Origin of the sequence: Agrobacterium sp. Azo12 (assembly GCF_029193765.2) — a bacterium.
Lineage (GTDB): Bacteria > Pseudomonadota > Alphaproteobacteria > Rhizobiales > Rhizobiaceae > Agrobacterium.
The window spans coordinates 2,673,842-2,687,779 of the sequence record NZ_JARFYO020000001.1; the positions used below are offsets into that span (position 1 = coordinate 2,673,842).

The 13,938-nt window shown below is 56.5% G+C and carries 7 protein-coding genes; 3 read left to right on the forward strand and 4 right to left on the reverse strand.

The features are described from left to right. Positions 1–7: 7 nt before the first annotated feature. The 4 genes from PYL13_RS12860 to PYL13_RS12875 form a co-directional block, all read right to left on the reverse strand. Entirely contained in the window at positions 8–3,664 is a 3,657-nt protein-coding gene (locus tag PYL13_RS12860; RefSeq protein ID WP_275641598.1) for an AsmA family protein, read from the reverse strand. Between the two features lie 109 nt (positions 3,665–3,773). Beyond that, on the reverse strand, positions 3,774–5,186 hold the full coding sequence (locus tag PYL13_RS12865) for an FAD-binding oxidoreductase (protein ID WP_275641599.1): 1,413 nt from the start codon (positions 5,184–5,186) through the stop codon (positions 3,774–3,776). Positions 5,187–5,419: 233 nt separating this feature from the next. Next, on the reverse strand, positions 5,420–8,572 hold the full coding sequence (locus tag PYL13_RS12870; RefSeq protein ID WP_259144365.1) for an efflux RND transporter permease subunit: 3,153 nt from the start codon (positions 8,570–8,572) through the stop codon (positions 5,420–5,422). Between the two features lie 8 nt (positions 8,573–8,580). Next, positions 8,581–9,768 carry an efflux RND transporter periplasmic adaptor subunit gene (locus PYL13_RS12875; protein ID WP_275641600.1) on the reverse strand — a complete coding sequence of 396 codons (1,188 nt, stop codon included), beginning with the start codon at positions 9,766–9,768 and terminating at the stop codon, positions 8,581–8,583. Between the two features lie 267 nt (positions 9,769–10,035). On the opposite strand from PYL13_RS12875, the gene PYL13_RS12880 reads away from it, so the two are divergent. From PYL13_RS12880 to PYL13_RS12890, 3 genes are all read left to right on the forward strand, one after another. Beyond that, positions 10,036–10,857, forward strand: a complete 822-nt coding sequence (locus PYL13_RS12880) for a cyclase family protein (RefSeq protein ID WP_250981848.1) — start codon at positions 10,036–10,038, stop codon at positions 10,855–10,857. 37 nt (positions 10,858–10,894) lie between these two features. Further along, on the forward strand, positions 10,895–11,305 hold the full coding sequence (locus PYL13_RS12885; protein ID WP_275641601.1) for a carboxymuconolactone decarboxylase family protein: 411 nt from the start codon (positions 10,895–10,897) through the stop codon (positions 11,303–11,305). Between the two features lie 100 nt (positions 11,306–11,405). After that, a complete protein-coding gene (locus PYL13_RS12890) occupies positions 11,406–13,874 on the forward strand; it encodes an ATP-dependent helicase (protein ID WP_275641602.1) in 2,469 nt (822 codons plus the stop codon). Positions 13,875–13,938 lie beyond the last annotated feature (64 nt).

Here is a 13,938-nt window from a genome sequence, read left to right on the forward strand (position 1 = left end):
GTGTGGCTCAAGGTGTTGCGGTTGCAGGTGGCGGTGCGAGCTCCTGACGGATTACACCCTCTTCCGGTGAAACCGGCATGGTGTTTTGCATATCGAACTGCAACTGCTGCGCCTTTTCCTGCTCAGCTTTTTTTCTCGCTTGTTCTGCAAGACGTGCTTTTTCTTCAGCTTCCGCCTTTTCACGCGCAGCTTGTCGCTCGGCGGCGCGTGTCACGTAAAGGGCTGCCTCGCGGCGCAGGCGCTGTTTTTCCAGAATATTGGCCTGCAAGGTTTCCACCCGGCGGCGTTCTTTTTCAAAGGCCCGCAGCGAAAGGTAACCGCTCATTGCCGCCACATCCGTGCTGACCGAAGGCGTAGCAACCGGGCCGGAATAGACAAGACCGACAGATGGCTCGCCGCCCGCCTGTACTTCCTGTCCCGGATTGAAAGCAACCGTGACATTGCCATCCACTGTCTGCTCACGCAGATCGAGGTTCAGCGTACCGGTCAGATTGGCTTCGCCAGCCGGCAGGCCGACATTCTGCAGACGCAGGATGCCATTGTTGATCGTGAACGGCATTACAAGGCTGTCCGCCTTGACTTCACCATTATAGATCAGCGCATCGACCAGCGGCTTGGTTTTGGAGGCATCGATCTCGCCTTCAATCTTGTCGGCCTCAGCCAGCAGCGGGGCAAACGCCGCGACATTGATACCACGTATCGTCAGGCCATTGGCGCGGATGTCGCCCGAACCACCGGCAGAAACCAGCATGTCATGCACACTGGCACCGGTTGCCTCCGCATTGAAGCTGGCATCGAAACGCCCGGTCGCGACCGGTGCACCGGCAAACTGCCACATATGCGCCTGCGGATCGACGCCGGTCACTTTGATATTCGAACGGAATATGCCGGCTTTTTCACCCGTTGCCATAACCAGCGAACCGGCGACCTTGCCGCCCATCCAGTCGCCGTTTATTTCTTCTAGCGACAGGCGACCATTGCTCTGGTTCAGGCGGGTCGAAAATCCCGACACGGATTCCAGAATACCGGTCTGCAGATTGCCCGCCTTCAGCATTACCGATGCCTCGAGGCCCGGGAAAGCTGGCAGGGAAACAGCCTCGGCATTCAAGCCACCATGGGTGCTGTCAAACACAGGGCCATAGGTGGTGTCACCAAGCCAGGCCAGATCAACCGTACCAAGCGACAGATCGCCTTCGATCTTGTGCGGCGATGCCAGTTGCATCGTCAAATTACCGGAAACCGGATTGCCGGCCGTCTGCCCGTTGATGCCGGACACCTTGATGGCATCTGGCAGAACCTCAACTCTGGACTTCATTTTCGTGGCCATGCCGCTGCCAATCTGCGGCAATGAAACACCATTCATGATGAGATAAGGTTCGATATCCGCGCTCTCCAGTGAAAAGTCACCGGCGCCCTGCCCGAATTTTTCAGTACCAAGGTTGAAAGCACCAACCATGGTTGCATGGGTTTTTTCTGTCGAGAAACGAATGTCCGTATTGGCGGCATTGCCAAGCGTGCCATTGATCTTGAGCGACACCAGGCCTTCGCCATCCGCATCAAACGGCAGCGGATCGAAACCGACCTGCCCGAACAGAATGGCGGTCGACTGGTTCTTTAACACCGATTCCAGCGAAAATGCCGTATCATCGGTAATCGCCAGAACATCAGGTACCTTGCCCACTGCCGAAATCCGGCTGCCATTGACCGTGCCGGATAATGCGACGCTCATGCCCTCATTTTCGGAACCGATGGAAAGATCGGCTTTGAGATCGGAATTGACGTACCAGCTGGCGCTATCGAGCATCCTTTGCAAGATAGGATGGCCGGGCAGATGCTTTTGCAGCATCGCAAGGAATGGCTGCGGATCCGCAGCCCGCAGGCTGACGGTTCCTTTCCCTGCGTAATTCAGCAGTGAGCCTTCCAGCCGTGCATTGGCGTCAAGTTGTGCGCCGGCCACATCACCAGCGGTCAGTTTTTCAACATTCAGCACGCCATTATCGACGCTAAAGGCGGTTTCCACCTCATTGGCGGTCACGCCGGATACGTTGAAGCGGTCAGCCTTGAACCTGGCAGCCATCCGGTGCTGGGAAATGGAGCTGTCGCCCTGCTCGCCCATGACAAGGCCGCCAATGGCTTTCAGCGCATCAAGATCAATCTCGTTACCTGCCAGATCAATCGACAGACTTGGCGCCTGACCTTCGGCCGATTCCCGTTCCAGACGGCCCTTCAACGAGGCATTGCCAATCACCAGCTCAAGATTTTCCAGTCGCTGCAACTGCGTGGTCAGCGATACGGATGCGGAAAAGCCCGCAGAGTTCAGCTGTCTGATCGCCGGATCAACCGTACCAGATAGCCAATTGGCCAGGCCCGACGGCTGGTTGGAGGCAACCAGCAGATCACCATTAAAGGCCGGGCCACCGGTTAGCGTAAGCGCACCGCTTGCCTCAAGCTGCGTGCGCCCGGGCATGAGGGCAACCGCATTGACAATTTGCCACCCGGCACCGGCCGGGCGCACATCCAGCTTGATATCGCGAATGGTCGTGTCATCGGCAACAAGTGCCGGCAGGCGAATGGTGGCCTTGCCCGGTACCTGCGGCACTGGAATGCGGGCAATCAGGGCCGCAAAAGCTTCAATGCGCTGGCGAACCGAGACGACCGGGACACGCGCCGTCTTGCCCGTCTGTACCGGCACGGCGAAGCTGTTGACATCTATTTGCTGGCCATCGGCCGTCAGCAGAAATTCTGGCTGAGTTCCGGTATCAAGCGTGGCTTCGCCGGTGATAATGTAAGGATTTCCGGCATCCCCCAATTCCATGCGGTATTCGGGAACACGCACACTTTCGTTGGTCAGCTCAAACTTGCCCTGCGTGCGGGGCGCAGAAAAAATTGACGCCTGCTGCGGCTGTTTTTTATCCTTCTCGTCCTGACGGATCTGGAAGGTAAAATTACCGCTATAAACAGGCTTACCATCGGTAACCGCAAGACCACCATCGAGATCAACCGCAACGGGATGCTCATCCGGCAGCAGGCGTAGGCGCAAACCGATACGCGCGAGTTTGGCGTCGGGCTCACCGCTCGACAGGGAAAATGTGCCAGCATGTCCATCAATGGCACCTCGTCCCTCCACGCGCCAGGGACCAGCCAGCGAGCGGGCGGACATATCCGCCGTCAGGCCGGTAACCGTGCGATTGCGTCCGGACTGTTCATCGATAAATTCAATCTGGCCACCTTCGATGCTGACCTTTTCCAGCACAACGGTTTTGGCCGGAATATCGGCGCGGCTGCCGCGCATCCAGTCGAGCGTACCATCCTTTAACAGACGGATTTTTGCCTTCGGCTCTTCAATGCGCATATCAAAGATACGCGCTTCGCCAGACATGAACGGCGCGAGTTCAGCATCCATGGAAAAACGCGCGACCTGAATGAGCGGAGATCCATCCGCGTCCATACCAGCGCGCACATCATGCAGCGTAACGGAAGGGAACGGCAGAAGACGCGCTTCCACAGCACCGTACACCACAACCTTCTTGCCCAGAATACGGCTTGCCTGATCCTCGAAGTCCCTGCGGAAACTGGTCCAGTCGATAAAATACGGAACAAGCAGCGCCGCAAACAGCGCCACTACGAGCAGTCCGCCCAGAAAAACAAGAATGCGTCCGAGCACTGCCCGATATCTCCATAAAAACAGAAAGGAAGTTAGTTCTTTTTGAACCAAGGGCAAGACACGTTTTTGATTGTCCCTTTGATTGCCCGTTTTGATTGGTTTGTTGAACTTAACTCATCCGGAACAACTTACCCGGGTTAAATATGTTATCGGGATCAAGTGACGACTTGATGGCGCGCATCAAATCCACTGCATCTCCCAATTCTTCCTGCAGGAAGCTGAGTTTGCCCTGCCCTATGCCGTGTTCACCCGTGCAGGTGCCATCCATCGACAGCGCCCGGCGATTCAGTCGTGCAACAAACGCCTCTGTCTTGGTTATGCTGTCAGCATCCTTGCCGTCAAACAACACCAGCACGTGGAAATTGCCGTCTCCGGCATGACCGACGATCGGTGCAAGGAAGCCGTTTTCAGCAATGTCCTTTTGTGTTTCCACCACGCAATCGGCAAGACGCGAAATCGGCACGCAGACATCGGTGGACAAGGCATCGAGCTGCGGTGCCAGCGCCCGGCAAGCCCAATAGGCGTCATGGCGAGCCTTCCACAGCTTGGCACGTTCCTGCGCGTCGCCGGTCCACTTGAAATCGGCACTGCCGAACTCTGCGGCAATCTCGGCAAATTGCTGAGACTGCAATGCGGTTGTTTCTTCCGTGCCGTGAAACTCCAGAAACAGTGTCGGCTTTTCTTCGTAGGAGAGGCCGGAATAGGCATTGCAGGCGCGGATCTGCACCTCGTCCAGAAGCTCGATACGCGCCACCGGAATGCCCATCTGGATGGTCATGATCACGGCGTCACAGGCAGCCTTGATGCTATCGAAGGAGCAGACGCCACCGGAAATCTTTTCGGGAATACCCTGCAATCTCAGGGTCACGGAGGTCAAAACGCCAAGCGTGCCTTCTGCCCCCACAAACAGCCGGGTCAAATCGTAACCGGCAGAGGATTTGCGCGCCCGTCTTGCGGTGCGGATTTCCTCACCATTCGCTGTCACGGCCGTTACCGACAACACATTGTCCTTCATGGTACCGTAGCGAACGGCATTGGTACCAGAGGCACGGGTTGAGGCCATGCCGCCAATCGAGGCACTGGCACCGGGATCAATCGGGAAAAACAGGCCAGTGTCACGCAGATATGTATTGAGCTGCTCGCGCGTCACACCCGGTTCAACGGTCACGTCGAGATCTTCAGCATTGACCTTGATGATGCGGTTCATGCGGGTAAAATCAATCGAGATGCCACCGGATGGCGCATTGACCTGCCCTTCCAGCGACGAACCGGTTCCGAAAGGAATGACCGGCACCTTATGCTCCGCGCATGCTTTGACAACAGTCTTTACATCATCGGCATTTTCAACAAACACCACGCCGTCAGGCAGCTGCGTGGTCAGGTATGTCGTGGTGTGGGCGTGCTGTTCGCGGAAGGACTGGCCGGTCTGGAGCTTGTCACCAAGCTGCTGCGCAAGAACTTTCAAGACATTGGCAATGCCCGCCTCGTTTCTGGTTCCCGAAATTACATCCTTCAAAGCCATCGGCGATCTCCACGGCGGCATCGGTTTTCAGAAAAATCGCAACCGATTTTCAAAAGGTCCGATGCTTATTTCAATAGGCTGGAACAATCTCCTTAAAGCATCAGCAACGACGCGAAGTGCTCCAAAATGCACAAGCCGGACTCAACGTTATCACGCGAGCCCGGCTTGGTATGAGACACGATACAATGTTTGTCCAGCACTGGCATTCCCGCCAGCACTTTGTTTACCGCAGGTTACTCCGCCGCAAGAAGTTGCTTGTCCTCTTCCAACGCCCGGCGACGAATGGCTGTTTCCAATTCACGGTGCAGACGGATTTCCTCATCGGCCTGCGGCTTGGCAAAGCGGGCCAGCAACACATAGGACACCGGCGTTATGTAGAGTGTCACTAGCGTTGCAAAACCAAGGCCACCCACGATAACCCAGCCGAGTGCAATACGGGCTTCCGCGCCAGCGCCCTGCGCCATAACCAGCGGAACACCGCCGAGAATGGTGGCAATCATGGTCATCATGACCGGACGCAGACGAATGGTGCAGGCCTTTTCAATCGCCTCCCGCACCGTTGCGCCCTGGTCACGCAGGTGGTTGGCAAACTCCACAATCAGAATGCCGTTTTTCGCCATGACACCAACCAGCAACACAAGTCCGATCTGACTGTAAACATTGAGGCTGGAGCCGGTCACCAGCAGCGCAATCACGGCGCAGGCAAGACCAAGTGGCACTGTCGACATGATGATGACGGAACTCAGCACACTTTCAAACTGTGCGGCCAACACCAGGAAAATAATGGCAATGGCAAAACCGAAGGTCAGCAACATGCCACTGGAGTTTTCCTGGAGCGTTGCGGCCTCACCCATTGGCAACAGGCGTGCACCCTGCGGCATGATCGATTGCGCCAATTCATTGACCTTGGCGACGGCATCACCCAGCGCCACACCCTCCTTCAAGCTGGCCGTAAAACCGACCGAAGGCAACTGCTGTTCACGGTTAAGCTGCGGTGCGACGGCTGTCTCCTTCAAAGTCGCAATAACCGACATCGGCACCATCCGGCCGTCCTTGGCCTTGAGGAAGATGTTTTCAAGGTCCGTCGGGTCATTGATCGGTCGGGTCGAAGACAACAGACGCACGGGAATGGCGTCGCCATCCACGAACACATCCACGATTGAGCGACCTTCCAGCAGCGACTGCATGGCACGCGCCAGACCGGTGATGTCGATGCCAAGATCGGATGCGCGTTCACGGTCGATCGACACGGAAAGCTGCGCCTGGTTTGGTTCATTGTCGAAACGCGGCGTGTCGAACATGCCGGTTTCATCCATGGCCAACAGCAGCTTTTGTGTCGCCTGTGTCAGGGACTGATAGTTGCTGCCAACCATCGCCATGCTGAGACCATTGCCTGCACCGCGAATACGCAGACTGTTGGGCTGTTGGGCGGTGGCGCGCAAACCCGGTACCTTCTGTGCAACAGCATTCACATCCTGCGCAATCTGGTTTTGCGTGCGTTCACGTTCTGACCAAGGTGCAAGGGTCATCACGATAAAGCCGGTGTTGGACGAACCATTCATGCCGGTGATCGAATAGATGTTGCGGATCTCGCCGCTGTCGCGCAGCGGCTTCAGCCCCTCCTCCACACGCTGCAATTGGTCACGGGTATATTCAAGGCCGGCACCCTGTGGTGCGGTTACGCGCATGAAAAGCGACGAGCGGTCTTCGCGCGGCGTCAACTCGCTCTGAACCAAGCCGAACGCAACCCACGAGGCACCCGCAAAAGCGACAGCCACGATAACGACAATCAGTGGATTGTTGAGGCAGGAAGACAGCGTCCTTTTATAGGTGGAAGCAAAAACCTTCCCAAACCACGCCAGCGGCCCCGTTTGAACCTGCTCGCCCTGTTTCAACATGCGCGAAGCAAGCATCGGGCACAGTGTCAAGGCCACTATGGAGGATAGGCCAACAGCAAAGGCCAGCACGAAACCAAACTCGCGGAACAGGCCACCAAGCTGGCCGGGCAGGAAGGACAGTGGAATGAACACCGCGGCAAGCGTTGCTGTTGTGGCGATAACCGCAAAGAAAACTTCCTGCGTGCCAAGAACGGCAGCGGCACGTGGCCCCATGCCTTCGGCGCGACGACGCACGATGTTTTCAAGCACCACGATCGCATCATCCACCACAAGACCGGTCGCCAGAACGATGGCAAGCAGTGTGAGAATGTTGATCGAAAAACCGATCATGTAGATCGCGACAATCGTTCCGATCAAGGCAACCGGCATGGTGATGGCCGGAATAAGCGTTGCCCGCCAGTCCCGAAGGAACAGGTAAAGCACCACCACAACGATAAGAGCGGAGAGGCCAAGCGCCAGTTGCACTTCGTGCAGCGCGCCTTCAATGAATACCGCGTCATCACTGGTGATGACGATACGTGTGCCCTCGGGCAAGTTGGCCGACATTGCATCTACGGCGGCTTTGACACCGGTGGAAATATTCAGCGTGTTGGACTGTGCCTGACGCACGATACCAAGACCAACGCCTTGAACACCGTTGGAACGCAGCGATGTGCTTTCATCGTCCGCACCCAGCATGACGCTGGCAACATCGCGCAGCCGCACCTTGTCCTTGACCATCAGGTTTTCAAATTCGGCTGGTGTCGTGAGGTTTGCAGTAGCACGCACGACAATATCCTGCGTGGCGCTTTTAAGCGACCCGGCAGGCACATCAAGTGCAGCCGTTCCAAGGGCTGTCGAGACATCGGTCACCGTCAGACCACGGCTGGCAAGGGCCGCCTGATCGAGATCAATACGGAAAACCTTATCCTGATCACCCGACAGTTCCACGTCGGCCACACCTTCAACGGCGGCCAGACGGTCAATGATCTCGTCATTCACCAGCTTGGTCAGATCTTCCATGCCAAGCGTCGACGAAGTGACCGCCAGTCGCATGATTGGCTGGCTGTCGGAATCCGCCTTGATGATCTGCGGTTCGTCCGCATCGTCAGGCATCTGGTTGGTGACGCGGCCGATGGCATCGCGCACATCATTGGAAGCAACGGCGAGATCAACCTTGTCGCCGAATTCAAGCGTCACACGGCTGCTGCCGAACTGCGACTGGGAAGAAATAGTCTTCACACCGCTGACACGAGCCACGGCACCTTCAATGGTCTGTGTCACTTCCTGATCGATGGTCTGCGGCGACGCACCGTCGTAAGTGGTGCGCACAGTGATAACCGGGCGGTCCACGTCAGGCAATTCGCGCACATCAACCCCCACCAGTGCCGCCAGACCGGCAACGACCAGAAGTGTATTGATAACGGCTGCAAGAATGGGGCGCCGAACGAAAAGCGCGGTGAAGGCGAGTTTGGAATCCTGGCCGCCTGGAGGCGTCTGGGTGGTCATTGATCCGCTCACTGACTTGCTACCTCCGGTGCTCTCGGCTGATTATTTGTACGCACTGCTCCGCCCTCGCGAACGCGCTGCAATCCTTCTGTAACAAGCGGATCGCCTTCGCTAAGTTCCGCCTTCACCAGAACGGAATCCGGGTTGCGTTGGACGATCTGGACGCGAACCTTGCTGGATTTGTTATCCACCACACGCCAGACATAAGAGCCTTCCGCATCCCACTGCACAGCCAACGGATCGACGGATGGATAGTTTTCACCAGAGAAGCGCATGGTCACCGAGAAGGACATGCCTGCTCTCAGATCGTCATTGGCATTGTTGAAGACGGCGCGAACCCGAATGGTTCTGCTAGCTTCATCCACGCGGTTATCAATGGCTTCAACTTCACCTTTGAAAACCTCACCCGGACGGGAGATCGAAGTTGCCTCCACAGGCATGCCCAATTTTATCGCGGTGGCGAACCGTTCTGGCGCCCAGAAATTCACCAGAATTTTCGAACGGTCATCAAGGCCGACAATGCTGGTTTGCGTCGTGGCGTTGTCACCAATATTGATAGCGACGATACCGGCGATACCTTCAATCGGCGCTACGATATTACGGCGTTTGAAATTGAGTTCGGCAGTGCTGAGCGCCAGCTTGGCGGCTTCCTCGGCAATCTGCGCATCCAGCACATCCAGACGGGAAACGGATTTCAGATTGCTGTAGGAGGTGGATTTTTCAACCGCACTTTTGAGAGAAACCTGCGCCTTTTCGCGCTCGATGATTTGCTCATCATCATCAAGCCGTGCCAGCACGTCGCCCTTTTTGACCTTCTGGCCGGATGCCACGAGAATTTCGGAAATAAGCCCGGATGCCTGTGGTGTGACCACAACCGACTGGATGGCCTCACCATTACCAATGGCATTCATGCGGTCATTGATGGTGCCGGTCTTGACCGGTGCGATGGATACCAGCGTTGCATTGCCGCCCTGACGACCCTGGCCGTTTCCACCGCCCTGACCTTGCGCACCGCCTTGGCCTTGTGAACCACCATTGCCCGTCGCACTGGCTGCCGTTTCCGCAGCTGGCTTTTCGGCCGACAAAATCCCGGCCTTGGCCAGGATATTGCGCCCGTCAGACGTATTGAGTGCCCACAGACAGACACCTGCGCCCACGACAGCCAGACTGACACCAACCTGCTTCCAAGCCTTCATGCAATTCTCCGAATGATATGCTTCGGGGGCCAGCATGATAACGCTGCACACACCCCTCTGTGATTTGCTCCAGTATCTTTGCTGGATTTGAACAACGCAATGCACAAAACCGTTTGTTACGTAATTGTAATTTGCGTCATTTTTTGAATTGAACCCATCAAATAAGTTCAATTTACAATAGTGTCATGTTCACTATTGTGACTGTTGTAAAACATGCCTTTTTTGATTTCCGCATTCATTTCAAAACCTGCACGGGAGACGTACAACATGTGCAATGCCTGCGTAATAAACGATATTAAAGACCGTATGCTGTCTAGGCGCAGCCTGTTCAAGGCCGCAGCAGCGGGAACGGTAACCGCCGCAGCCGCCACATTCGGCAGCGCACCGGTCGCCATGGCGCAAGCCGCCAGCAGCGTGACCGACATGACCCATGAACTGCATGAGGATTTCCCGACTTTCTTCGGCGAGCAGCAGTTTTTCAAGGACCAGAAATTCAATTACGCCGAACACAAGTTCAATCTGTTTGAGCTGCGGGTCAACGAACACACCGGCACCCATGTCGACGCACCCCTTCACTTCTCCGAAAACGGCACATCGGTTGCCGAAATTCCGGTTGGCAATCTGGTGGTGCCGCTCGCTGTTATCGACATCCGTGAAAAGGCAGCATCCAATCCAGATGCGGAAGTCACGCCCGATGACATCAAGGCGTGGATTTCCAAAAATGGCGACCTGCCGGAAAATGCCTGCGTCGCCATGTTGTCCGGCTGGCAGCAGCATCTGGGCACGGACAAGTTTCGCAATGCCGATGGCGAAGGCAAGATGCACTTCCCCGGCTTCCACGTAGAGGCGGCCAAATACCTGCTGGAAGAAAGCAAGGCCGCAGGCATCGCCGTCGACACGCTGTCGCTCGACTTCGGCAAATCGCCGGATTTTGCCACCCATTACGCCTGGCTTCCGGAAAACCGCTGGGGTCTGGAAGGCATTGCAAATCTGGACAAGGTTCCAGTCAAGGGCGCAACACTTGTCGTCGGCGCACCGAAACACCGGGGTGGTACCGGTGGGCCCGCCCGCGTTTTCACACTCGCATAATTCGGCAACCTGCTGACCGAACACGGAGGAAACATCGATGAGCACCGTCTCCAAAACACAAGATCCGGAAACCAATCCGCGTGTGAAGGCGGTGTTCGACGATATCCGTGCGACGCGAAAGTCCGACTTCATCAACAATATGTGGCTTTACCTCGCCTTTGATGCCGACCTGTTGGAAAAGACATGGGGCGAGGTAAAGGCTGTCATGGCAACGCCTTCAGCGCTTGATCCCTTGACCAAGGAGCTGCTTTATATTGCCGTGTCCGTCACCAATGGCTGCTCCTATTGTGCCCATTCCCACACCGCTGCCGCCAAGTCGAAGGGTATGACGGATGAACAACATGCCGATCTTGTCAGGGTGATCTCGCTTGCGGCCAAAACCAACCAGCTGGCAACCGCGCTGCAAGTTCCAGTCGACACGGTTTTTGACGCCGATCAGAAAAGCTGACCCTCAAAATGCACCGATACAGGTGCTTTGACGGCTGAAACGGGAATAAAAGCAGAACATGCTTCTGGCCTTTCAGCCCCGAATCACTACATTGGGCCGCATGAGCAACAATTTTGATGATATCCCGTTCTTCGATGAAGAACCGGCAGAGCCACGCAAGCCAGCACCAGCGCCACAACAGGGCAGCGGTCTTGGCATTGCAGCCCGCGCCATGGCAGCGCGTGATCAGGCGCGTCCCGCCCCCGATTATCTCTCTGGCCTGAACGCAGAACAGCGCGAAGCAGTAGAAACACTGGAAGGCCCGGTTCTGGTGCTCGCCGGTGCAGGCACCGGCAAAACTCGCGTGCTGACCACACGTATTGCTCATATTCTGGAAACCAAGCGCGCCTTTCCAAGCCAGATCCTGGCGGTGACCTTTACCAACAAGGCCGCCCGCGAAATGAAGGAACGTATTGGCGTTCTGGTTGGCGGCGCCGTTGAAGGCATGCCGTGGCTCGGCACGTTCCACTCCATCGGTGTGAAGCTCTTACGCCGTCACGCTGAACTGGTCGACCTGCGGTCGGATTTCACCATTCTCGATACGGACGACGTTGTGCGGCTGATCAAGCAGCTCATTCAGGCCGAAGGTCTGGATGACAAGCGCTGGCCCGCCAAGCAGTTTGCCGGCATGATCGACAACTGGAAAAACAAGGGGCTAACTCCGAAAGACATTCCGGAGGGTGACGCGCGCGCCTTTGCAAATGGCAAGGGTCGTGAGCTCTACACCGCCTATCAGGCCCGGTTGAAGACGCTCAATGCCTGCGATTTCGGTGACCTGCTGCTGCATCCGATCAGCATGTTCCGTCGCAACCCGGATATCCTCAAGGAATATCACCAGAAGTTCCGTTACATCTTGGTCGATGAGTATCAGGACACCAACACCGCACAATATATGTGGCTGCGGCTTTTGGCGCAGCGCCCCAAGGGTGAAGTGCAAAACGTCTGCTGCGTGGGTGATGACGACCAGTCCATTTATGGCTGGCGCGGTGCCGAGGTCGATAACATCCTGCGTTTCGACAAGGATTTTCCCGGTGCAAAGGTCATCAAGCTGGAGCGCAACTACCGTTCCACCGAACACATTCTCGGCGCTGCCGGTCATCTGATTTCACACAATGAAGGCCGGCTTGGCAAAACGCTGTTTACCGACCGCGTTGATCCCGATGACGAAAAGGTCATTGTGCACGCCGCCTGGGATTCCGAAGAAGAAGCCCGCGCAGTAGGCGAAGAAATCGAACAGTTGCAGCGCCAGAGCCATAATCTCAACGATATGGCGATCCTCGTGCGCGCCTCGTTTCAAATGCGTGAGTTTGAAGATCGCTTCGTGACGCTGGGGCTGAACTACCGCGTTATCGGCGGCCCACGCTTCTATGAACGTCTCGAAATTCGCGATGCCATGGCCTATTTCCGCCTCGTCTGCCAACCGGCTGACGATCTGGCCTTTGAGCGCATCGTCAACACACCGAAGCGTGGACTTGGTGACACCACCATTCGCAACCTGCACGACTATGCACGTGCCCGCGATATTCCGATGTTGGCGGCTGCCGCCGATATTATCGAAACGGATGAATTGAAACCGAAGGCCCGCAAGGCGCTGTTCGATGTGATTCAATCTTTCAGAAACTGGCAGCAACGGCTTGAAACCACGTCACATATCGAACTGGCTGAGCAGATTCTCGAAGAGTCCGGCTATACCGACATGTGGAAGGCCGACAAGTCGGCCGAAGCACCGGGCCGCCTCGACAACCTGAAGGAACTGATGCGCTCGATGGAAGCCTTCGAGAGCATGCGCGGTTTCCTTGAGCACGTGGCACTTGTCATGGACGCCGAGCAGAACGAAAACCTCGATGCCGTCTCGATCATGACACTGCACTCCGCCAAGGGTCTGGAATTCGACACCGTGTTCCTGCCCGGCTGGGAAGAAGGGCTGTTTCCGCATCAGCGCGCGCTGGATGAAGGCGGACGTTCCGGTCTCGAGGAAGAGCGTCGCCTTGCCTATGTCGGTCTCACCCGCGCCAAGCGCCGCTGCCATATCTGGTTTGTGTCCAACCGCCGTATTCATGGCCTCTGGCAATCGACCATGCCGTCACGCTTCCTTGAGGAACTACCGGCAAACCATGTCGATGTGGCCGCCTCCGACAATAATTACGGCGGATATGGTGGACGCGGCGGTTACGGCCAGTCCCGTTTCGACAAGGCCGATCCATTCGCCAATGATTATTCGACCCCCGGCTGGAAACGTGCGCAGGCCAATCGGTCTGACGCGACGCGCGACAACTGGGGCAGCCGCTCAGGCCACGCCGTGGAGCGTATTGGTTATGGCGAAAGCGGCCCGAAAGCCCGCACCATCGATGGCGAGCTGGTTGCCAAATCCGTATCCGACACACCGTCGCGTTTTAATGTGGGCGATCGCGTGTTCCACATGAAGTTCGGAAACGGCAACATTACCACCATTGAAGGCAACAAGTTGACCATCGACTTTGATCGCGCCGGCCAGAAACGGGTGCTGGATGGATTTGTTGAGAAGGTCTGAGGTGTCGCAAATTGACGTCTCTGGCGCCAGCCCTAGCTCACCTCACCCGGTGTAAAACCAAAGA

Excerpts from the sequence above, each read along its gene's own strand:
- PYL13_RS12865 (WP_275641599.1), bottom strand. The coding sequence starts at position 5,186 with ATGGCTTTGAAGGATGTAATTTCGGGAACCAGAAACGAGGCGGGCATT.
- PYL13_RS12870 (WP_259144365.1), bottom strand. The coding sequence starts at position 8,572 with ATGACCACCCAGACGCCTCCAGGCGGCCAGGATTCCAAACTCGCCTTC.
- PYL13_RS12875 (WP_275641600.1), bottom strand. The coding sequence starts at position 9,768 with ATGAAGGCTTGGAAGCAGGTTGGTGTCAGTCTGGCTGTCGTGGGCGCA.
- PYL13_RS12880 (WP_250981848.1), top strand. The coding sequence starts at position 10,036 with ATGTGCAATGCCTGCGTAATAAACGATATTAAAGACCGTATGCTGTCT.
- PYL13_RS12885 (WP_275641601.1), top strand. The coding sequence starts at position 10,895 with ATGAGCACCGTCTCCAAAACACAAGATCCGGAAACCAATCCGCGTGTG.
- PYL13_RS12890 (WP_275641602.1), top strand. The coding sequence starts at position 11,406 with ATGAGCAACAATTTTGATGATATCCCGTTCTTCGATGAAGAACCGGCA.